Source organism: Streptomyces sp. NPDC044033, assembly GCF_056434425.1.
Genome location: NZ_JBWKFF010000007.1, coordinates 134,462 through 156,289 on the forward strand (window position 1 = coordinate 134,462; position 21,828 = coordinate 156,289).

13 protein-coding genes and 1 pseudogene are annotated in these 21,828 nt (G+C 73.7%); 5 read left to right on the forward strand and 9 right to left on the reverse strand.

Annotated features, from left to right (window positions below; translation table 11 throughout):
* Positions 1-171: 171 nt before the first annotated feature.
* From AC07AB_RS15145 to AC07AB_RS15160, 4 genes are all read right to left on the reverse strand, one after another.
* A complete protein-coding gene (locus AC07AB_RS15145) occupies positions 172-483 on the reverse strand; it encodes a hypothetical protein (RefSeq protein WP_478565794.1) in 312 nt (103 codons plus the stop codon).
* Positions 480-851 (reverse strand): WhiB family transcriptional regulator, encoded by a 372-nt coding sequence (locus tag AC07AB_RS15150; protein WP_478565797.1) that lies wholly within the window; start codon positions 849-851, stop codon positions 480-482. Before AC07AB_RS15150 ends, AC07AB_RS15145 begins: the two co-directional genes overlap by 4 nt.
* Positions 852-969: 118 nt before the next feature.
* The gene (locus tag AC07AB_RS15155; protein WP_478565800.1) at positions 970-1,266 is read right to left on the reverse strand and encodes a hypothetical protein; all 297 of its coding nucleotides are present in this window, start codon (positions 1,264-1,266) and stop codon (positions 970-972) included.
* Between the two features lie 143 nt (positions 1,267-1,409).
* Complete coding sequence (locus AC07AB_RS15160) at positions 1,410-3,656, reverse strand: ATP-dependent DNA helicase UvrD2 (protein ID WP_478565804.1); 2,247 nt, start codon at positions 3,654-3,656, stop codon at positions 1,410-1,412.
* A gap of 187 nt (positions 3,657-3,843) precedes the next feature.
* Here AC07AB_RS15160 and AC07AB_RS15165 point away from each other — a divergent pair, with 187 nt between their 5' ends.
* Entirely contained in the window at positions 3,844-4,098 is a 255-nt protein-coding gene (locus tag AC07AB_RS15165) for a glutaredoxin domain-containing protein (protein WP_478565807.1), read from the forward strand.
* Positions 4,099-4,167: 69 nt separating this feature from the next.
* Here AC07AB_RS15165 and nudC read toward each other — a convergent pair whose 3' ends face one another.
* The 5 genes and pseudogenes from nudC to AC07AB_RS15190 all read right to left on the reverse strand — a co-directional run.
* Complete coding sequence (gene nudC, locus AC07AB_RS15170; RefSeq protein WP_478565810.1) at positions 4,168-5,100, reverse strand: NAD(+) diphosphatase; 933 nt, start codon at positions 5,098-5,100, stop codon at positions 4,168-4,170.
* Positions 5,101-5,174: 74 nt separating this feature from the next.
* Entirely contained in the window at positions 5,175-6,575 is a 1,401-nt protein-coding gene (locus tag AC07AB_RS15175) for a dipeptidase (RefSeq protein WP_478565813.1), read from the reverse strand.
* A gap of 34 nt (positions 6,576-6,609) precedes the next feature.
* Entirely contained in the window at positions 6,610-10,473 is a 3,864-nt protein-coding gene (locus tag AC07AB_RS15180) for a UvrD-helicase domain-containing protein (protein ID WP_478565816.1), read from the reverse strand.
* Positions 10,474-10,601: 128 nt separating this feature from the next.
* Positions 10,602-14,135, reverse strand: a complete 3,534-nt coding sequence (locus AC07AB_RS15185; RefSeq protein WP_478565819.1) for an ATP-dependent helicase — start codon at positions 14,133-14,135, stop codon at positions 10,602-10,604.
* Positions 14,136-14,542: 407 nt separating this feature from the next.
* Positions 14,543-14,941: pseudogene (locus AC07AB_RS15190) on the reverse strand (MGMT family protein); the annotation flags it as partial.
* 191 nt (positions 14,942-15,132) lie between these two features.
* Here AC07AB_RS15190 and AC07AB_RS15195 point away from each other — a divergent pair.
* The 4 genes from AC07AB_RS15195 to AC07AB_RS15210 all read left to right on the forward strand — a co-directional run bounded on the left by AC07AB_RS15195 (position 15,133) and on the right by AC07AB_RS15210 (position 21,663).
* Positions 15,133-18,108, forward strand: coding sequence for a lysylphosphatidylglycerol synthase transmembrane domain-containing protein (locus AC07AB_RS15195; RefSeq protein ID WP_478565822.1), 2,976 nt, complete (start codon positions 15,133-15,135; stop codon positions 18,106-18,108).
* Between the two features lie 318 nt (positions 18,109-18,426).
* Positions 18,427-18,828 carry a TOBE domain-containing protein gene (locus tag AC07AB_RS15200; RefSeq protein ID WP_478565825.1) on the forward strand — a complete coding sequence of 134 codons (402 nt, stop codon included), beginning with the start codon at positions 18,427-18,429 and terminating at the stop codon, positions 18,826-18,828.
* Positions 18,829-18,877: 49 nt separating this feature from the next.
* Positions 18,878-19,678, forward strand: a complete 801-nt coding sequence (gene modA, locus AC07AB_RS15205) for a molybdate ABC transporter substrate-binding protein (protein ID WP_478566306.1) — start codon at positions 18,878-18,880, stop codon at positions 19,676-19,678.
* On the forward strand, positions 19,675-21,663 hold the full coding sequence (locus AC07AB_RS15210) for an ABC transporter permease (protein ID WP_478565828.1): 1,989 nt from the start codon (positions 19,675-19,677) through the stop codon (positions 21,661-21,663). The genes modA and AC07AB_RS15210 overlap by 4 nt, the downstream gene beginning before the upstream one ends.
* Positions 21,664-21,828 lie beyond the last annotated feature (165 nt).

Genomic DNA, 21,828 nt, shown 5'->3' on the forward strand with positions numbered 1-21,828 from the left:
TGTCGTAATGATGGCGGGTACAGCGATCCGCTCTCCTGTTTCCTCTCCCTCCCCTTTTCCCCCCCCCTCCCCCCCCCCCACCCCCCCCCCCCCCCCCCCCCCCTTCCAACGGGGCACCGAGCGGTCTGCCGCTTCGGGCCGTGAGCGTCGGGGCGTTCGGCCGTTCAGGCGTCAGCTCATGACGGCCATGGCCAGGGCGCGACGGGCGCGGAGCGAGGCGCGCTCCGCTCGACGCTGCATCCGGCGGGCGGATACCAGCCGAAGGGCCTTGCGCTCCGTGTCGGCTTCACGCAGCCGATCGTTCATATGCGCGCGGGCCAGGGCTTCTGGGATGAGTTGCATTTCGAGGGTCCTGTTCTGGCTCGACTCCGTCGCACCGGAGGTGTCACGGGCGGGGGTCTCGGAGATGGGTGGGGTCATGATCTGGTCCTGCTTCTTCGGGTCGTGCGTCGCCGGGCGATCGATGGTTCCGGGAGTGTTCATGCTGTGACCGGGTTCTTGCGCGGACGACCGCGCGGACGCTTGCGGGCCACCACCACGCCCTGGACGAAGAGCTCGCCGCCCCAGACACCCCACGGCTCGCGGCGGTCCTTGGCACCGGCCAGGCACGCCTCGCGGAGCGGGCAGGTCTGGCAGAGGGACTTGGCGTACTCCACGTCGGCCGGGGTCTCGGCGAAGAAGACCTCCGGGTCGTAGGAGCGGCAGGGGACGGGTACGCCGAGGTTCTCGATCGCGTCGTCGAGGTCGGTGAGGGCGGTGAACGGGGCGGGCGGGGTCAAGGAGTCCTCCGTAAGACCGGGCGGGGGGATCAGGTCGGTTGCTACTGACGGGGTGTGTGCCTTGAGTTGCACGGTCTTGTGTTCCTCGTCTGTCGGTCCGGCTTGTGGCCGGGCGTATGGCAAAACAAAAAGGCCGCGAAACCCGGTGTGGGTTCCGCGGCCCTGGAAGGTGCCGACCTGATCTCGCCGATCAGGCTGGATCTCTCCAGGGTTCGAGGCCACGGAAGGCCCACATCGTGTGGTGCTGGTCCTGCGTCTTCAGGTTGTTCACGTAACCGGCGCCATTGAGCGACTCGGCGGAGGCGAAGGCACCTGCCTGCGCTGCCGCTGCCACTACTGCTTGTGCCTGAATCGGCCGCTCGGTGAAGCGCGACTCCACGACGCCGGACAGACCGGTGGCGGGAAGCGAAACCAGGGAAGAGCTGCGCGGGCAGAAGGCGACGACCGGGTGATCGGTCAGTTTGGTGATCATCGTGAAGTTGGTCATTTGGTCTTCGCCTCCTCTCGGCGTCTCATGGAACCGGGTGAACCGGTCCGCGGTTGTTAAGTACAGCACGAAATCATCGGATCCAGGAAGAGCCGTTGACCTCGTGCTCGGAAGGCTATGGGTATGCCGTCCGCGCGCGCAAACTATTTTTTCGAAGAGTCTTCGGAAGATCTTTCCGAGCCGTCCGCCGCATCCCCGGAACCCGCGGCCACCGCGGCACCCGCCTCATCCGCCAGGTCCTCGCCCGCGCACAGCGCCAGGACGTCCGCACCGAACCGGCCGAGCTTGCGCACGCCCACCCCGGAGATGCCCGAGAGCTGCCCCTCGGTCCCCGGTACCGCCTCGGCGATGGCCAGCAGCGTCTTGTCCGTGAAGATGCAGTACGCGGGCTGCCCGAGCTCCTCGGCCCGCTCGGCGCGCCAGTCGTGCAGCCGCGCGTACAGCGCCTCGTCCAGCTCGGACGGGCAGTCCTCGCAGCGCATGAGCTTCATCTCCCCCGCGTCCGTCAGCGTCCGGCCGCAGACCCGGCACCGGGCGGGCACCCGCCGCTTGCGGACGGGCGTGCCAGCGCGCTCCGTCCCCCGTACGCCGCCCGCGCTCGCGGCCTCCGGCCGCCGGGCCGCCGAGCCGGGCCGCAGGCCGTTCAGGAAGCGGCTGGCGCGGCGCGTGGCGCGGCCGCCCGGCGTGCGGGAGAGGGCCCAGGACAGGCTGAGGTGGAACCGGGCCCGGGTGATGCCCACGTAGAGGAGCCGCCGCTCCTCCTCGACCTGCTCGTCGGTCTTGGCATAGGAGATCGGCATCATGCCCTCGGTGAGGCCGACCAGGAACACGGCGTCCCACTCCAGGCCCTTCGCCGCGTGCAGTGAGGCGATCGTCACACCGTCGACGGTCGGCGCGTGCTGGGCACTCGCGCGCTCGTCGAGCTCGGCGACGAGGTCGGAGAGGGTCGCGTCCGCCTTGGCCCGCGCGAAGTCCTCAGCGAGCCGCACAAGGGCCGCGAGGGACTCCCAGCGGTCGCGGACCGAACCCGACCCCGCGGGCGGCTCAGGCGTCCAGCCCTTGGTGCTGAGGACCGCCCGCACCTGGGAGGGCAGGTCCACGATGTCGTCGAGCAGCGCGTCGTTGCCCCCGAAGCGGGCCGCGCCGCGCAGCGCCGCCCCCGCCTCGCGCACCTCCGTCCGCTCGAAGAACCGCTCCGCCCCGCGCAGCTGATAGGGCACCCCGGCGTCGGCGAGGGCTCCCTCGTAGACCCCCGACTGGGAGTTGGCGCGGAGGAGGATCGCGATCTCGCTCGCGGGCACGCCCGCGGCGATGAGGTCGCGGACGCGGCGGGCGGTGCCCTCGGCCTCGCCGGGCTCGTCCGCGTACTCCGTGTAGGCGGGCTCGGGGCCGGCCTCGCGCTGTGAGATCAGTTCGAGGCGGTGTTCGGAGGCCCGGCCGCGGGCGTGGGCGAGGACGCCGTTGGCGAGGTTCACGACCTGGGGGGTGGAGCGGTAGTCCCGGATGAGCTTCACCACCGTCGCGTCCGGGTGCCGGTTGCGGAAGTTCAGCAGGTGGTCGGGGGTGGCGCCGGTGAAGGAGTAGATGGTCTGGCTGGCGTCGCCGACGACGCACAGGCTGTTCCGGTCGCCGACCCACAGGTCGAGGAGGCGCTGCTGGAGGGGGCTGACGTCCTGGTACTCGTCGACCACGAAGTGCTGGTACTGGCCGCGCACGGTCTCCGCGATGTCCCGCCGGTCCTGGATGACACCGACGGTGAGCAGCAGCACATCCTCGAAGTCGATCACGCCGCGGTCGCGCTTGAGCTGCTCGTACGTGGCGTAGATCCGGCTGATCTCGGCCGGGTCGCGGGGGGCCTCGCGCCCGGCCTTGGCGGCGGCGGCCGGATAGTCCTCGGGCACGGTCTGGGTGACCTTGGACCACTCGATCTCGCCCGTGACATCGCGCAGTTCATTGCGGTCGAGGCGGACGCGGCAGCGCGCGGCGGCCTCCGCGACCAGCTGGGCCTTCCGCTCGATCAGCCGCGGCACGTCGCCGCCCACGGCCTTGGGCCAGAAGTACTGGAGCTGGCGCAGGGCGGCCGAGTGGAACGTACGGGCCTGGACGCCGCCCGCGCCGAGCTGGCGCAGCCGCCCGCGCATCTCGCCGGCGGCGCGGTTGGTGAAGGTGACGGCGAGTACGTTCGCGGGCTGGAGTATCCCGGACCGGACGCCGTACGCGATGCGGTGGGTGATCGCGCGCGTCTTGCCCGTGCCGGCCCCGGCCAGCACGCACACCGGGCCGCGCAGGGCCGTGGCCACCTCGCGCTGCTCGGGGTCGAGCCCGTCGAGCACCGCGTCGGCGGAGTCGGGGACCTGAGGGAAGAGGGTGGAACGCGTTGCTGCTGTCACCCCGCCATGCTGTCAGGTCCGCTGGGACGACCGTGACGGTTGTCCACAGGCACCCGGCTCCAGTCGTACTAATGCCGGACCGGGCCGGGAACGGCCGGTACCCGGCCTGGCCGGTGCCGGGAATGGGCGGTGCCGGCCGCGCGTTCTATCACCGCAATCACGCCAGCACGAAGGAGCGCGAGGACCGATGTCGGGCACTGTGACGATGTACAGCACCACCTGGTGCGGCTACTGCCGCCGGCTGAAGGGGCAGATGGACCGCGAGGGAATCGCGTACACCGAGGTCAACATCGAGCACGACGCCGACTCCGCGGCCTTCGTGGAGAAGGCGAACGGCGGCAACCAGACCGTGCCGACGCTGCTGGTGGTGGCCCCCTCCGGCACCGAGTCGGTCATGTCCAACCCCAGCCTGGCCCAGGTCAAGCAGGCCCTCGCCGCCTGAGCACCCGACGCGAAGTGCCCGGATCCGATCGAATTCGGGCACTTCGCGTCGGTATGGGCGTGCATCGGGTCAGAACTGCGGCAGCGGCTTGCCGTACCAGAGCTCGATGAGCCGGGCCGCGATCGAGATGCCCGTGGGCGGCAGGACCTCCCCGGACTCGAACGCGGCCCGCAGGTCGTCCCGCGAGAACCAGCGGGCCTCGTGGATCTCCTCGCCGTCCACCTGGATGTCCGAGGACGTGGCCTGCGCCATGAAGCCGAGCATCAGGCTGGACGGGAAGGGCCAGGGCTGGCTGGCGACGTACTGGACGTCACCCACCACCACGCCCGCCTCCTCGGCGACCTCGCGCCGCACAGCCTGCTCGATCGACTCCCCCGGTTCGACGAACCCGGCGAGCGTCGAGAAACGGCCCTCCGGCCAGTGCATCTGGCGGCCGAGCAGCGCCCGGTCCTTCTCGTCCGTCACCAGCATGATCACGGCGGGGTCGGTGCGCGGGTAGTGCTCGGCACCGCACGCCTGGCAGCGGCGGATGTGCCCGGCGGCCGCCACGACGGTGCGCTCGCCGCAGCGCGAGCAGAAGCGGTGCAGCCGCTGCCAGTTCTCCAGCGCTACCGCGTGCACCAGGAGCCCCGCGTCGCGCGGCGACAGCAGCAGCCCCGCCTCGCGCAGGCCCGCCGGGCGCGCGGACTGGTCCATCCGGCCGGGCAGCGCGTCCTTCTGGAGCGCGAAGTAGCGCACGCCGTCCTCGTCCTCGCCGAGGAAGTAGCGGTGCGTCTCGGTGACGGGGGCCTCGAAGGCCGGGGTCATGACGAGTTCGGTGCGGCCGTCGGGGGTGTCGTCGACCAGAACCTGGCCGCCGGAGACCACGAAGACCCGCGTGGTGGGGTGGCTCCAGGCCGCGGCCAGCCATGCCTCGTCGAGCCGGTGGTGCGCGGCACGGTCGATACCGCTCGCGACGCTGAGCGTGATGGGCCGGCTGGCGGTGCGATCGGTGGTGGTCACGGCTGCTTCCAACTTCCCCTGCGAACGGGTGGTTTACGACTGGGCGTGCACTGAAGCGCGTGCTTGCGCGTCAGCTATGCGGTGGGCCAGTGCTCGGCGAGGTCGCCCCAGAGGTACGCGGTCGTCTCGACGCCCTTCATGAGGAGGTCCAGTTCGACCTTCTCGTTCGGCGCGTGCCAGCCGTCCGAAGGCACGGAGATGCCGAGGAAGAGCACCGGGACGCCGAGTACGTCCTGGAGGTCGGCGGCCGGGCCCGAGCCGCCCTCGCGGGTGAAAAGGATCTGCTGCCCGAAGGCCCGCCCCATGGCCCGTACGACGGACTGGAGCGCGGGGTGGTCGAGCGGTGTCAGACAGGGCCGGGTCGCGCCCCAGAAGGTGATCTCGTGGCGGATGCCGGCCGGCAGGCGCGCGGCGATCCACTCGCGCACGCTCTGCTGGATCTTCTCGTCGTCCTGGCCCGCGACCAGCCGGAACGACAGCTTCAGCTGGGCGCCGGCCGGCACGATGGTCTTGCCGCCGGGCCCCTGGTAGCCGCCGCTGATGCCGTTGACCTCGGCGGTGGGCCGTGCCCAGATCCGCTCCAGGGTGGTGTGCCCGGCCTCGCCGACGGTGGCGTGGGAGTGCGCGGTGCGCAGCCACTGCGGCTCGTCGAAGGGCAGCTCGGCGAAGAGTTCGCGCTCCCGGTCGGTCAGCTCCACGACACCGTCGTAGAAGCCGGGCACGGTGACCTTGCGCTCGTCGTCGTGGAGCGCGGCGGCCAGTCGGGCGGCCTCGGTGGCGGGGTTGGGCACCGCGCCGCCGAAGGAGCCGGAGTGGATGTCCTGGTCCGGTCCGTAGAGGTCGACCTGGCAGTCGGTGAGGCCGCGCATGCCGGTGCAGACCGTCGGGGTGTCCTTCGACCACATGCCGGTGTCGGAGACGATCACGGTGTCGCAGGCGAGGCGGTCGGCGCGGTCGCGGATCAGGCCGGGGAAGTGCGGGGAGCCGGACTCCTCCTCGCCCTCGATGAGCAGCTTGAGGTTGACGGCGGGCGTGGTGCGGCCGGTGGCCGCCAGGTGGGCCCGTACGCCCAGGGTGTGGAAGAACACTTGCCCCTTGTCGTCGGCGGCGCCGCGCGCGTACAGCCGGCCGTCCTTGACGACGGGTTCGAAGGGGTCGGTGTGCCAGCCGTCCTCGCGGGCGGCGGGCTGCACGTCGTGGTGTCCGTAGACGAGGACCGTGGGGGCCGCCGGGTCGCCGGAGGGCCACTCGGCGAAGACCGCGGGCGCCCCGGCCGTCTCCCAGACCTCGGTGGTCGTGAAGCCCGTCGCGGTCAGCTTCGCGGCCAGCCATTCGGCGCTGCGGCGCACGTCCCCGGCGTGGCCGGGGTCGGCCGAGACGGAGGGGATGCGCAGCCACTCGGTGAGATCGTCGAGGAAGGCGGTGCGGTGGCCGTCGAGGTACATGCGGACGGCACTGTCCGGGGTGTTGCTCATGACATCGACCCTATCCGCCTGCGGTGCGTGACCATTACCGGGTTTCCTCGCTCCCGGGCGGGCCGAGCAGGAGCCTTTCCAGGGCCGGGCGGTCGGGCAGCCCGGTGGGCCGGACCACTTCGCCGCTGCGTACGTACAGGAAGGCCGCCGAGACGGACGACAGCGGCAGCCCGTGCCGCTCGGCCCAGGCGAGGCGGTAGATCGCGAGCTGGAGGGGGTCGGCGTCGCGGCCGTGGCCGGTCTTCCAGTCGACGATCTCATAGGTGTCGCCCCCATGGCCGCTCTCCCGGTACACGGCGTCGATCCGGCCGCGGATCACCCGGCCCGCGAGGGTCAGCTGGACCGGCACCTCGACCTGGCAAGGGGTGAGGCGCGCGTACGGGGTGCGCTCGAAGGCTTCCTTGAGGGCGGCCAGGTCGCGTTCGTCGGCGATCTCGGGTTCGTCGTCCGCGCCGCCGGGCAGTTCGTCGGGGCCCAGCAGCGGGAGCGGCAGCGCCTCGAACCGCGACTCCACCCAGGCGTGGAACCGCGTACCGCGCCGGGCCGCCGGCTGCGGCGGGCGCGGCATGGGGCGGGCCAGCTCCCGCGCGAAGCCCTCGGGGTCGGCGGCGAGCCGCAGCAGCTGCGAGGCGCTCAGCGCGGACGGCAGGGGGACGTCCCGCACGGCCGCGCGCGTGCGCCGCAGCTCCCCGGCGAGTGCGTCGAGGTCCCGGTCCCAGGAGTCCGCGAGGCGCTGTTCCTCGGGCGGCAGGGCGGTCTCAGGGGCCGGCGGGGGTGCGGGCCGGGCGCCCGCTCCCCCGGCCGCCTCGCCTGCCGGGGCGGGGTGCTCGCGCGCGGGCGCCGCGTCCCGGCCGGTCGCGGAGTGGACCGGTCCGACGGGCATGGTGGCGGGGTCGGCGCGGTGTCCGTGCCCCGCTCCGGCGCTCTCCATGGGGCGGGTACGCGCGGTGCCCGTACCGGTTTCCGGGTCGCGGCGCGGCCCCGGCAGGGAGGGCGCCGCGGAGGGCCCCGCCTCCAGCGCCTCGGGCGGATGCCCGCCGGGCCGCTCGGCCGTCGGCCGGCCGTCCCAGAGGCCGGTGCCCTCGTCGGCGGGCCGCGGAGCGTACGGCTCCTCGTCCGGTGGGCCGTCGTGCGGGTCCGGCTCACCGTACGGCTCCGGCTGGCCGTACGGCTCCGGCTGGCCGCGCGGGTCATCGTCCGGCGGCGGCTCGTACAGCGGCGCGTCGTCGGGGAACGGCTCATCGTCAGGGAACGGCTCGTACAGCGGCTCGTCGCCGGGGAACGGCTCTGCGTCGGAGAACGGCGGGGCGGCGGGCTCCCCCTCGGCATGCGCATACGCCGTGTGCGGATACGGGCCGTCCCCGCGCTCAGATGCGACCCGCGCGGTCCGGCCGCCGGGGGGCCCCGCCATGCGGTCCAGGTGGGCCATTACGGCGTCGGCCGCGGCGCGGCGGCGGGCGAGGGCCGTCGGGTCCAGGGGCAGCGGCCACGCGCGGTCCGCCTCGGACGCCGCGAGTACGGGGTTCTCCGCGCCGTCCTCCGGGGCGTCGGCCCACGCCTCGATCTCGCCGTGGCCCGCCTCGCAGTGCTCGCGCAGGGCCTCCAGGAAGGCGGAGGGGCCCCGCGGCTTCTTCTGCGAGGGGCCCCACCAGTGGCCGGAGCCGAGCAGCAGGGAGCGGGGGCGGGTGAAGGTGACGTAGCCGAGGCGGAGTTCCTCGGTCTCCTGGTGGGCCTTCATGGCCGTCTTGAAGGCGGCCATCCCCTTGGCGTCCCACGCCCCGATGTCCGGCAGCGTGCCGGCGTCGCCGCGCAGCGCGTGCGGCAGCACCTTGGCCTGGGCCGTCCAGGACTCACGGGACTGTTCGCTGGGGAACTGCTTGCCGACCAGCCCGGGCACGGCGACGACGTCCCACTCAAGTCCTTTGGACTTGTGGGCGGTGAGCACTTTGACGGTGTCCTCCCCTCCGGGGAGGGAGCTGTCGAGGCCCTTCTCGTACTGCGCGGCGGTGCGCAGGAAGCCCAGGAAGGCCAGCAGCGTGGTCTCGCCGCCCAAGGAGGCGAAGCCCGCCGCTATGTCGAGGAAGCTCGACAGGGTCTCGCGGCGGCGGGCGGCCAGCGCGTGCGGGGAGGCGGAGAGCTCGACCTCCAGGCCGGTGGTGGCCAGCACCCGGTGCAGGACGTCCATGAGCGGGTCGGCCAGCGAGCGGCGCAGGTCGCGCAGTTCGGCGGCGAGCCGGGCGAAGCGCACCCGGGCCTCGGCGGAGAACGGCAGCCCGTCGGCCGGGCCGGACGCGTCGGCCGCCAGGAAGGTGTCGAGGGCGTCGGCCAAGGAGACCGTCTCGGCCGGGTCGACGCCTTCGACCGCCTCGGCCAGCCGGCGGTCCGGGTCGCTCTCCCCGGCGCCGTAGGGCACGAGCGTACGGGCGCGGCGGCCCAGCAGCGCCAGGTCGCGGGGGCCGATGCGCCAGCGCGGGCCGGTCAGCAGCCGGACGAGCGCGGCGTTGGCCGTCGGGTCCTGGAGGACCTCGCAGACGGCGACGAGGTCGGCGATCTCCGGCAGGTGCAGCAGCCCGGAGAGGCCGACGACCTCGACCGGGATGTCCCGCTCGACCAGCTCGCCCTGGATCCGCGCGAAGTCCCCGGCCGTGCGGCAGAGCACAGCGATGCCGCCCGGGCGGGTGCCGGTGCGCACCAGATGGGCGAGGGAGTCGGCGAGCCAGGCCAGCTCCTCGGCGTGGGTGGGCAGCAGCGCGCACCGTACGAGGCCGTCGCGCTCGGCGCCGGGGGCGGGGCGCAGCGCCTCCACGCCCGCGTGGCGGACGCGCAGCGGGGCGGCGAGGCGGTTGGCGAGGTCGAGGAGGCGGCCGCCGCTACGGCGGTTCTCACTGAGCGCGAAGCGCCGCGCGGGGCTGCCGTCCTCGTGCGGGAAGTGGGCCGGGAAGTCGTCGAGGTTGGCCACGGAGGCGCCGCGCCACCCGTAGATGGCCTGGCAGGGGTCGCCGACGGCGGTGACCGCGTGGCCGGTGCCGCCGCCGAACAGGCCGGAGAGCAGCAGCCGCTGGGCCACGGAGGTGTCCTGGTACTCGTCGAGGAGGACGACCGCGAACTCCTCGCGGAGGATGCGGCCGACCTCCGGCCGGTCCTGGGCCAGCCGCGCGGACAGGGCGATCTGGTCGCCGAAGTCGACGAGGTCGCGGTCGCGCTTCTCCTTGCGGTACCCGCCGATCAGGTCGAGGAGTTCGAGGCGGGCGCGGGCGGCCTCGGGCGCCTTGCGCAGGTCGGGGTTGCTGAGCTTGGCGCCTTCCAGGGTGCGCAGCAGCTCGGTGTCGTGCGCGCGCAGCCGCTCGGGGGCCACCAGGTGCTCGGAGAGTTCACCGTCGAGGGCGAGGAGGTCGGCGACGAGGTCGCTGAAGGAGCGGGTGAGCGCCGGATAGGGGCCGGGCGAGGTGCGCAGGACGCGGGCGGCGAGCTGGAAGCGGGTGGCGTCGGCGAGCAGCCGGGAGGTGGGTTCCAACCCGATGCGCAGGCCGTGTTCCTTGAGGAGCCGGCCGGCGAACGCGTGGTACGTGGAGATCTGCGGCTCGCCGGGCGCCTCGTCGGGATCGACGGGTTCCGGGTCCGTGACCCCGGCTTCGACGAGGGCCTTGCGGACCCGCTCGGACAGCTCGCCGGCCGCCTTGTTGGTGAAGGTGAGGCCCAGCACCTGCTCGGGGGCGACCTGGCCGGTGCCGACCAGCCAGACGACGCGCGCGGCCATCACCGTGGTCTTGCCGGACCCGGCTCCGGCCACGATGACCTGCGGGGCGGGCGGCGCGGTGATGCAGGCCGTCTGCTCCGGGGTGAACGGGATGCCGAGGAGCTCCTTGAGCTGCTCGGGATCGGTGATGCGTGCTGCCACTCCAGTGAGGCTAACGGCGCCCACTGACAACCGGCGACCGTCCGCTGTCAGCGGGCCCCCGGCGACCCCCGCGCCTCGGGGCGACGCCCTCGCCCCGCAGGGGAGCCGCCGCCCCGCGGTGTGACGCGTCACTCGACGATGTGCTGCCCCTCCGGGCGGGCGGTGCAGGAGCTGCGGAAGGAGCAGTGGGCGCAGTGCTGTCCCGGGTGGGGGGCGAAGCGTTCGTCGAGTACGCGGCCCGCGGCGGTGGCGAGCAGGTCGCTCACCCACTCCCCTTCGGGGGGCTCCTGGGCCTGCACCTTGGGCAGGCCGTCCCCGCCGTCCTTCTTCGCCGCTCCCTGACGCAGCTGCACCAGTTCCGCGCCGCCGTCCTCGGGACGCCGGCCGCCGAACAGCTCGTCGACCGCGCCTTCGCGCACCGCCAGCTGATAGGCGGCAAGCTGCGGATGGCGGGCGACATCGTGCGCGGTCACGGTGGACTTGCCGGTCTTGAAGTCGACCACGTAGGCGCGCCCCTGGGCGTCCGTCTCCACCCGGTCCATGGAGCCGCGGATGCGCACCATATAGACGTCGGTTTTGAGGGTGACGTCGAAATCGTGCTCCGTGGCGACGGTCGAGCGGCCGCCGCGCTCCATGACGTGCCAGCGGAGGAAGCGGTCGAGGGCGGCGCGCGCGTTCTCCTTCTCCTGCCGCGATTTCCAGGGGGCCTCGAAGGCGAGCGCGTCCCAGACGGAGTCGAGGCGCTCCATGAGGACCGCGAGATCGGCGGGCGTGCGCCCGGAGGCCACCTCGTCGGCCAGTACGTGCACGACGTTGCCGAACCCCTGGGCGGCGGTGGCCGGTGCGTCGGCCTTCACCTCGCGGCCGAGGAACCACTGGAGGGAACAGGTGTTGGCGAGCTGGTCCAGGGCCGACCCGGAGAGCGCGACGGGGCGGTCGCGGTCGCGCAGCGGCACCGCGCTGTGCGTCGGTTCGTTCAGGCCCCACCAGCGGTACGGGTGGGCCGACGGTACGAGCGGCTGGCCCTCCTCGTCGTGCAGCGCCGCGAGCCGGGCGAGCCGCTGGGCGGCGGCGGCCCGCAGCCCGTCCGAGGCTCCGGGGTCGACGGTGGTGGCCCGCAGTTCGGCCACGAGCGCGGCGACGGCGAGGGGGCGGCGCGGGCGCTGCGTGACGTCGACGGGCTCGGTGCCGAGCTCGCCGAGGAAGCGGGAGGGCTGGTCGCCGTCGTCCGCCGCGGCCTTGACGGCGGTGACGACGAGGCGCTCGCGCGCGCGGGTCGCGGCGACGTAGAAGAGCCGCCGTTCCTCGGCGAGGAGCGCGCCCGGCGGCAGGGGTTCGGCGAGCCCGTCGCGGCCGATCCGGTCGGCCTCCAGCAGGGAGCCGCGCCGCCGCGGGTCGGGCCAGAGCCCCTCCTGTACGCCCGCGACGACCACCAGCCGCCATTGCAGGCCCTTGGAGCGGTGCGCGGTCATCAGCCGCACGGCCTCCGGCCGCACGGACCGGCCGGAGAGGGTGTCCGCGGCGATGTCCTGCGCGTCCAGCTCGTCGAGGAAGTTGAGCGCGCCCCGGCCGCCGGTGCGCTCCTCGGCGCGGGAGGCGGTCTCGAAGAGCGCGCACACCGCGTCCAGGTCGCGGTCGGCGTTGCGCCCGCCGGGGCCGCCTCTGCGGGCCGTACGCTCCAGGCGGTCCGGCCAGGACGTGCCGGACCACAGCTCCCAGAGCGCCTGTTCCGCGGTGCCGCCGCCGGCGAGCAGCTCGCGGGTCTTGCGCAGCAGCTCGCCGAGTACCCGCGCGCCCCGCGCGTACGCCGGGTCGTGCGCCACAAGGCGCTCCGGTTCCCCGAGCGCCTCGGCTATCAGTACGTCCGACGGCCGCGGTACGCCCTTCCCCACCGCCCGCTCCTCCTCGCGCAGCGCACGCCCCAGCCGCCGCAGATCGGCGGCGTCCATGCCGCCGAGGGGCGAGCCGAGGAGGGTGAGCGCTGTCTCGACGTCCGGGGAGGCCGCGGACGGGGAGGCCGCGGACGGGGAGGCCGCGGACGGGGACGCGGAGTTCGGGGAGGCGGTGCCCGTGACCACAGCATCCGTGGCCGCGGCGTCCGTGACCGCAGCGTCCATGTCGTCGGCATCCGGGGAGGCGGAGTCCGCGTCAGCGTCCGGAGGCCCGGAGGACGCGCCGTCATCCGCGGGAGGCACGCCCCCCGGCTCGTACGCGCCGCCCCCGGCCCCCGGCTCGTCCGCGCTGTCGTCCTCCCCTCCCCTCAGTCCCTCCAGCGCGGACTCCGCCGCCACCCGCAGGGCCATGAGCAGCGGGCCGACCGCGGGCTCGTGGCGCAGGGGGATGTCGTCGCCGTCGACCTCGACCGGGACGCCCGCCGAGGTGAGGGCCCGGCGCACGCCGGGTATGGAGCGGGCGCCGGCGCGCACGAGGACGGCCATGTCGGGCCAGGGGACTCCGTCCTCCAGATGCGCCCGGCGGAGGATGTCGGCGATGTTGTCGAGTTCGGCGCCGGGGGTCGGGAAGGTGAGGGCGTCGACCCGGCCTCCGGGGCGGACGGCCGACAGGTCGCGGTGGGCGCGTACGGCGGCGGACGGGAGGCGGGTGAGGGGCATGCGGCGGGCGATGAGGCGGGTGGCGGCCAGCAGTTCCTCGCCGGAGCGGCGGGAGGTGGTGAGGACCTCGACGGGCGCCGGGGAGCCGTCCGTACGCGGAAAGGCGTCCGGGAAGTCGAGGATGCCGTTGACGTCGCCGCCGCGGAAGGCGTAGATCGACTGGTCCGGGTCGCCGAAGGCGACGAGGGTCCGGCCGCCGCCCGCCAGCGCGCGCAGCAGCCGCAGCTGGGCCGCGTCCGTGTCCTGGTACTCGTCGACATAGACCGCGTCGTACCGGGCGGCCAGTTCGACGGCCGCCTCCAACCGTTCGGCCAGCAGCACCGCCCGGTGGACGAGCTCCGCGTAGTCCAGCACCCCGCGCGCGTCCAGCACGTCCAGGTACTCCGCGAGGAAGGCCGCCGCCGCGCCCCAGTCCGGGCGCCCCGTGCGGCGCGCGAAGTCGCCGAGCGCGTCGGGGCCCAGCCCCAGCTCGCGGCTGCGCGCGAGGACGGCGCGCACCTCGTCGGCGAACCCGCGCGTGGTCAGGCAGGCGCGCAGCTCGTCGGGCCAGCGCACGCTCGCGCGCCCCGAGCGCTCCAGTTCCACCTGCCCGGCGAGCAGCTCCCGCACGGCGACGTCCTGTTCGGGGCCGGAGAGCAGCCGCAGCGGGTCGGCGAACAGGTCGGCGTCCTGGTGGGCACGGACCAGGGCGTAGCAGTACGAATGGAAGGTCGTGGCCTGCGGTCCCGTCGCGCCGCCGCCGAGCCGAGCCGCCATCCGGTCGCGGAGTTCGACGGCGGCCTTCCGGCTGAAGGTGAGGACGAGTATGCGCTCCGGGTCGCCGCCCCGCCGTACGCGCTCGGCGACGGCCTCGACGAGGGTGGTCGTCTTCCCGGTGCCGGGCCCGGCGAGGACGAGCAGCGGGCCGCCGGGGTGGTCAACCACCGCGCGCTGCCGTGCGTCCAGCTCAGGAGGGGCCACGGGTCCCGGTCGGGCGCGCACCAGGCGGTACGCGCCCGATGGCGGTCGCACCTGCGGGTGCGACGAGCGGGACGAGAAGGAGGAACTCACGTGGATCGCCGGTCCTGGTGGGTGTGCTGGGTGCCTTGCGGCCGTACGTGCCGGGTGGTGGCCGAGGGGTGAGGGCAGTTCCCGACGCTACGCCAGAGGGCGAGTGGGGCGCAGCGCGTCCCGGGAGCCGCCGGTTCGGTGCGGCCGCCTCACCTGTTCGGCTCAGCGGGCGGCAACGGGATCGTGCCCGTACTCCGTACGGGCTCCGATGCGCGTCCGAGCCCTCCGGGTGGCGGAAGCTGTCATACGTGAGGAGTACCTTCGCCGTCGCCCCGCCTGCCGGTCCGGCCGCCGCCCGCCTTGGGAGGCCGCCCATCGCCCGGACCGTCGGCCCTGCCGTCGTACGGACTCGGAGCGTCGGCTCGGCCACCGCCCGGAGCGTCGACCCGGCTACCGTACGGACCACCGCCGCGGCCGTCGCCCCGGCCGCCGTCCGGGCCGTCGTCCGGGCCGTCGCCGTCAGCACCGCCGCCGTCAGTGCCGCCGCCGTCCCAGCGCGCGCGCCTCATGTCGATCCGCGGCACATGCCCCTCGGCCGAGCGCCCCGCGACGCGCAGCGGGGTGGCCTCGTCGCGGTAGTGCTCCAGCGCCCGCAGCTCGCTGCCGGGCAGCGGGGCGCCGTCCGCGCGGACCACGCGCCACCACGGCACGGCGCCCCCATAGAGCGCCATCACGCGTCCCACCTGGCGGGGGCCGCCCTCGCCGAGCCATTCGGCGATGTCCCCGTAGGTCATCACGCGACCGGGCGGGATCTCTTCGGCGACCGCCAGCACCCGCTCCGCGTACTCGGGGAGTTCGTCGGCCGCCCGTACGTGCTCGCTCATCCGCCCCATCTTGCCGCACCCCACCGACAGCGGCCCAGCTCAGCCCCGGATCCGGTCACCGTAGGTGTACGGAAGCGCGACGGAGCGTACGATCTCGGTTCCGCGCCCCCGAAATGCACCCTGATGCCCCCCTGTACGGCGTGGCCATGCCACCATCTTCCGGGCGGTGACTGGTGATACGAGATCAAGAAGAGACAGACGAGCAGCAGGGCGCGCAGCCTCCCGAGGGAGAGCGCGCCCGCGGAGTGCTGCCCTGCTCCGACGGGTCCCACGCCTCCGACGACCACGACTGCGAGAGCGACGAGGCCCATATCGACCGGGTGTCCGGTGACGAGCCGCTGCTGCCCGCCCGGGTGCACCGCCCCTCCGACCTGGTCCGGCTCTTCCTCGGCATCCTCGGTCTGGCGCTGGTGCTCGCGCTCGCCGCGTTCGCCCACAGCACCACCGCCGGCCTGGAGAAGGACATCGGCGACTCCACCGGCAAGGCGCCGCAGCTGCTGGCCGACTTCGCGGGGCTGACGGCCAATATCGCCATCTTCATCGTCCCGGTGGCGTTCGCCATGGAACGGCTCATCAAACGCGACGGATTGCGGATCGCCGACGGCGTGCTCGCCGCGGTACTCGCGCACGGCGTCTCGCTGGCCACCGATCTCTGGGTGGCCCGCACCGCCCCCGAGACGATCAGCGACGCGCTCACCCGGGCCGCGCCGAGCGGCGGCGTCACCGACCCGGTGCACGGCTATCTCGCCCCCGTGATCGCTTATATGACGGCCGTCGGCATGTCCCGCCGGCCGCGCTGGCGCGTCGCGATGTGGGCCGTGCTGCTGCTGGACGCCTTCGCGGTGCTGGTCGGCGGCTACACCACACCGTTCTCGATCGCCGTCACCGTGCTGATCGGCTGGACCGTCGCGTACGGCACGCTGTACGCCGTCGGCTCCCCGAACGTACGGCCCACCGGCCAGAACCTCCTCGCCGGGCTGCGCCGCGTGGGCTTCAAGCCGGTGACCGCGCTGCGCTCGGAGGACGTACCGGACGGCGATCACGCGAGCCACCACGACCGAGGCCGCCGCTACATCGTCACCCTGGAGGACGGCCCGCCGCTCGATGTGACCGTCGTCGACCGCGAGCAGCAGGCCCAGGGCTTCTTCTACCGCGTCTGGCAGCGCCTCGCGCTGCGCGGCTTCACCCAGCGCCGCAGCCTCCAGTCCCTGCGCCAGGCCCTGGAGCAGGAGGCCCTGCTCGCGTACGCGGCCATCGCCGCCGGCGCCAACGCGCCGAAGCTGATCGCGACCTCCGAGCTCGGCCCGGACGCGGTCATGCTCGTGTACGAGCACGTCGGCGGCCACACCCTCGACTCGCTGCCGGACGAGGAGATCACCGACGAGCTGCTGGCGGGCGCCTGGAAGCAGCTCAAGTTCCTCCAGTCCCGGCGCATCGCGCACCGCCGGCTGGACGGCGACGCCCTCCTGGTGGATCGTTCCGGCAATCTGGTGCTCACCGATCTGAGCGGCGGTGAGATCGCCGCGGGCGATCTGGTGCTGCGCATGGACATCGCGCAGCTGCTGACCACGCTGGGCCTGCGGGTCGGGGCCGAGCGGTCGGTGGCCGCCGCGGTCGGCGTACTCGGCCCGGACGCCATCGCCGACAGCCTGCCGCTGCTCCAGCCGCTGGCGCTGACCCGCATCAGCCGCGCCACGCTGCGCCAGTTGGCGCGCGAGCGCTCGCAGCGCGAGCGGGAAGCGGTGCTGGAGACGGCGCAGGCCCGTAAGGCGGCCAAGGAGGCCAAGACCGCGCAAGCGGCGGAGGAAGCGAAGGCGGCGGAAGCCGCCAAGGCAGAAGAGGCCGCGAAGGCGGTCGAGGCGGCTGGGGCTACCGGGGCCGCTGAGGTCGCTGGGTCCGCTGAGGCCACCGACGGGCCGGGGGCCGGGAGCGGCGCCGAGGCCGAGGCGGCTGCCGGAGCGACCGCCGGGTCGGCCAAGGCCATAAGCATGGCCAAGGCCGACAGTGGGACCAAGGTCAGCAGTGGGACCAAGGCCGGCGGTGGAGCCGACGGTGAGGTCGAGGCCGCCGGCAGCGACCGCAAGGCGGCCAGGGCCGAGCGACAGGCGGAGAAGAGGGCGCTCGACGAAGCCGCCGAGGACGCCCGCGAAGAGGACCTGCTCTCCCAGATCCGTCAGCAGGTGCTGCTGATCCGGCCGCAGGCGGCGATAGAGCCCGTACGGCTGGAGCGGATCAAGCCGCGCACGCTGTTCACCTTCATGGCGGGCACGCTGGCCGCGTACTTCCTGCTCTCGCAGCTCACCAACACCCCGATCGGCGACATCGTCAGCAACGCCAACTGGGTGTGGGTGGCGGTCGCCGTGGTCTTCTCCGCGCTGACGCAGGTCGCCGCCGCGATGAGCCTGCTGGGGTTCGTACCGGAGAAGGTCTCCTTCCGCCGTACGGTCGTCGCCCAGGTCGCGAGCTCCTTCGTGAAGCTGGTCGCCCCCGCCGCGGTCGGCGGCGTGGCCCTCAATACGCGCTTCCTCCAGCGCGCCGGGGTGCGGCCGGGGCTGGCGGTGGCGAGCGTCGGGGCGTCGCAGCTGTTCGGCATGGTCTGCCACATCCTGCTGCTGCTCTCCTTCGGGTACGTGACCGGCACGGAGCGCGCCTCGTCGCTGTCGCCGTCCCGGACGGTGATCGGCGGCCTGCTCACGGCGGCGGTCCTGGTGCTCGTCGTCACCGCTGTGCCCTTCCTGCGGAAGTTCGTCGTGACGCGGGTGCGGTCGCTGTTCGCGGGCGTGGTCCCGCGGATGCTGGACGTGCTCCAGCGGCCCCAGAAGCTGGCGTCGGGCATCGGCGGGATGCTGCTGCTGACGGCGGCGAACGTGATGTGCCTGGACGCCGCGACGCGCGCCTTCGGCGGGGACCTGAGCTACGCCAGCACGGCGGTGGTCTTCCTGACCGCCAACGCCATCGGCTCCGCCGCGCCGACGCCGGGGGGTGTGGGCGCGGTCGAGATCGCGCTGACGTCGGCGCTCACGCTGGCGGGGATGCCGGCGGATGCCGCGCTCTCCGCGGTGCTCGTGTTCCGGCTGATGGTGTTCTGGCTGCCGGTGATCCCGGGGTGGATCTCGTTCACGTATCTCACCCGCAAGGGAGCCATTTAGCCCCCAGGGGAGCCCCTCCGGGGAGCAGTGCCGGGGCGTCCTCAAGCGCCGTACGGGCTTGGGCGAGGGTGCCGCCTGCTCGCATTCCCGTGACCTCGCCCCGGAGGGACCGAGGTGGATGCGCGCCCGTATGTACCGGCGCCCTCGAAGCGCGGACGGGCTGGAGCGGGAGCGCCTGCTCGCGTTCGCGTGCCCTCGACCCCCGGACGGGCTGAGCGAACCGGGCCGCGTCCAGGACGGCCCCGCACACCGCATTTGCCAGTGTCTTTATCCGATTTACCTTGCATCTGCGGGACGAAGAGCCATACCGTGCCGCATATGCGGTCCTACACAATTGGCCAGGCGGCACGCCTCCTCGGCGTCAGCCCTGACACCGTCCGGCGCTGGGCCGACGCCGAGCGGATTCCCACGCGCCGCGACGAGTTCGGCAAGCGGCTCATCGAGGGCACCGACCTGGCGGCCTTCTCGGTCGCGCTCGCCTCGGACGCGAACGGTTCCGACAACGACGAGCCCGGGTACACCAGCGTCCGAAACGCCTTTCCCGGCATCATCACCGCGGTCAAGCTCGGCGACGTCGCCGCCCAGGTGGAGATCCAGGCCGGGCCGCACCGGCTCGTCTCCCTCCTCACCCGCGAGGCCGTCGAGGAGCTGGAACTAACCGTCGGCATGGAGGCCGTGGCCCGCGTGAAGTCCACCAATGTCCATATCGACCGCGCCTGATCACCCGGCTTCTGGAGTTCCGATGTCCCGCACGTCCCCCACGTCCCGTATGCCCCGCGCCCCCCGCACCTTGGTACGCCGCGCCGCGCTCCCCGCCCTGGCCGCCACCCTGCTCGTACCGCTCGTCGCGGCCTGCGGCAGCGACGACAGGAAGGACTCCGGGGCCTCGGGCGACGGCAAGAAGAACACCACGCTCACCGTCCTCGCCGCGGCCTCCCTCACCGACGTCTTCAAGCTGTCGGGCGCCGCGTACGAGAAGGAGCACCCGGGCGTCAAGGTGAAGTTCTCCTACGCGGGATCGCAGGAACTGGCCTCGCAGGTGCGGCAGGGCGTGCCCGCCGACGCGCTCGTCACCGCCGACACCAAGACCATGGACGGGCTCAAGTCCGACACGGAAACCCCCTCCGTCATCGCCAAGAACCGGCTGACCATCGTCACCGCCAAGGGCAACCCGAAGCACGTGAAGAGCCTCTCCGACCTCTCCAAGAGCGACCTCAAGGTCGTGCTCGCCGCGCCCCAGGTGCCCGTCGGGCGCTACAGCAAGAAGGTCCTCGACAAGCAGCACATCGCCGTGAAGCCGGCCTCCCAGGAGCCCAACGTCCGCGCCGTCCTCACCAAGGTCGAGCTGGGCGAGGCCGACGCCGGGATCGTGTACGCCACGGACGCCGCCGTGGCGGGCAAGAAGGTCGCCACCGTCGACGTGCCCGACGCACAGAACGCCATCGCCTCCTACCCCGCGGCGGTCCTCAAGGACTCCAAGCACAGCTCCGACGCCGCCTCCTTCGTCAAGTGGCTGGGCACCGACGAGTCGCAGCGGCTGCTGCGCGCCGCGGGGTTCCAGAAGCCGTGACCGCGAAAGCCCGCCGCGCCCCCGGCCGCAACCGCGCGGTCCGGGGGCGTACGCCCTTCACCCTCTCCATCCCCGCCGTCCTCGCGGTGGTCTTCCTGCTGCTCCCCCTCGCGGGCGTGCTGGCCCGTACGCCCTGGTCGTCGCTGACCACCCGGCTCTCCTCGCACGAGGTCAGCCAGGCGCTCGGCCTCTCCCTGTTCGTCTCCGCCTGGGCACTGCTGCTCGCGCTCGTCCTCGGCATCCCGCTGGCCTGGCTGCTCGCCCGCGTGGAGTTCCCCGGCAAGGCGCTGGTGCGCTGTCTGGTGATGCTGCCGATGGTGCTGCCGCCGACGGTCGCCGGCGTCGCGCTCCTCCAGGGGTACGGGCGGCGCGGGCTGCTGGGCCCGGCGCTGGAGTCGTGGTTCGGCGTCTCCCTGCCGTTCTCCACCACGGGCGCGGTGATCGCCTCGGCGTTCGTCTCCATGCCGTTCCTGGTCATCAGCCTCGAAGGGGCCCTCGCCGGGCTGCACCCCCGGTACGAGGAGACCGCGACGTCCCTGGGCGCCGCGCCCTTGCGGGTCTTCCGCACCATCACGCTGCCGATGATCGCTCCGGGGCTCATCGCGGGGGCCGCGCTGTGCTGGGCGCGCGCGCTCGGCGAGTTCGGCGCGACGATCACCTTCGCCGGGAACCTGCCCGGTACGACGCAGACGCTCCCCCTTCAGGTCTATCTGCTGCTCCAGGACGACCCCGAGGGCGCGACCGCGGTCTCCCTCCTGCTGCTGGTCATCGCCACGGTGGTGCTCCTCGCGCTGCGCGGCCGCTGGCTGGGCGGCAGCCCGGCCGAGCCGAAGGCCGCCGCCGCGAAGGGCGCGCCCGACGACAGCGGCGACGGCGGCAGCAGCAGCCGCCGCCGCGACGACGCCGCCGCCGCTCGGGTCTCCAAAAACAGCGACCGGCCCAAGGCGGCCCTCGCGCCCCTGCGCACCACCGTCACCGGCGCCACCAACGCCGCGCTCGACGCCCCCGCCGGCACGACCATCGCCGTCGTCGGGCCCAACGGCGCCGGGAAGACGACGCTGCTACGGGCGCTGCTCGGCCTCACCCACCGCGCCGCCGCGCACCCCCTCGCCCTCGGTGACACGGAGGTCTCCGGCGAGCCTCCCCACAAGCGCCGTATCGCCTGGGTCCCGCAGGACGGAGCGCTCTTCCCGCACCTGACCGCCCTGGCCAACACCGCGTACGGGCTGCGCGCCCAGGGCACCGCGAAGGCCGAGGCGCACGCGGAGGCCCAGCACTGGCTGGACGCCCTCGGCGTCGGCCACCTCGCCCTCCGCAAGCCCGGCGGCATCAGCGGCGGTCAGGCCCAGCGCGTCGCGCTCGCGCGCGCCCTCGCCGCGCGCCCCCGGCTGCTCCTCCTCGACGAGCCCCTCGCGGCGCTCGACCAGTCCACGCGCGCCCGGGTCCGGCACACCCTGCGCACCCACCTCGCGGACTTCCCCGGCGTCTGCCTGATCGTCACCCACGACCCCGTGGAGGCGGTCTCCCTCGCCGACCGGATCCTGGTGCTGGAGGACGGTTCGACCCTCCAGTACGCGACGCCGACCGAGCTGACCCGGCACCCCCGCTCCCCCTGGGTGGCCCGGATGCTCGGCCGCAACGCCTGGCCCGGCACGGCGAAGGGGAATTCGCTGCGGCTGGCCGGCGGCGCGGATCTCGTCGCCGCCGACCCGCTCCCCGCCGAGCACACGCCGGGGCTCGCCGTCGTCGGCCCCGAGGCCGTCTCCCTGCACACCACCCGCCCCGAGGGCAGCCCGCGCAACGTCTGGGCCGGTACGGTCCGGGAGATCGCCGCCCAGGGCGGCCGGCTGCGGGTGCTCGTCGACGGCGAGCCCGAGGTGGTCGCCGAGATCACCCCGTCGGCGGCGGCGGAGCTGGCCCTCGCGGAGGGCGCGGAGGTGTGGGTGAGCGTGAAGGCGACGGAGGTGACGTTCGTACCGCTGTAGGACGGGTCGGGGCCGGGAGCCCCGGCGACGTCCGTACCGCCGTGGAGCCGGCCGGGGCCGGGTGGCCCAGGTGACGTCCGTAGAGCCGACCGAGCCCGGGGGCCGGGCCGACGTCCGTACCGCCGTGGAGCCGCTTCGGCATGTGCCGGTCTCACCCGTACGGAC

Coding starts and splice junctions, on each gene's coding strand:
- AC07AB_RS15145 (WP_478565794.1), bottom strand. CDS start 483: ATGAACACTCCCGGAACCATCGATCGCCCGGCGACGCACGACCCGAAG.
- AC07AB_RS15155 (WP_478565800.1), bottom strand. CDS start 1,266: ATGACCAACTTCACGATGATCACCAAACTGACCGATCACCCGGTCGTC.
- AC07AB_RS15165 (WP_478565807.1), top strand. CDS start 3,844: ATGTCGGGCACTGTGACGATGTACAGCACCACCTGGTGCGGCTACTGC.
- AC07AB_RS15175 (WP_478565813.1), bottom strand. CDS start 6,575: ATGAGCAACACCCCGGACAGTGCCGTCCGCATGTACCTCGACGGCCAC.
- AC07AB_RS15200 (WP_478565825.1), top strand. CDS start 18,427: ATGCGGTCCTACACAATTGGCCAGGCGGCACGCCTCCTCGGCGTCAGC.
- modA (WP_478566306.1), top strand. CDS start 18,878: ATGCCCCGCGCCCCCCGCACCTTGGTACGCCGCGCCGCGCTCCCCGCC.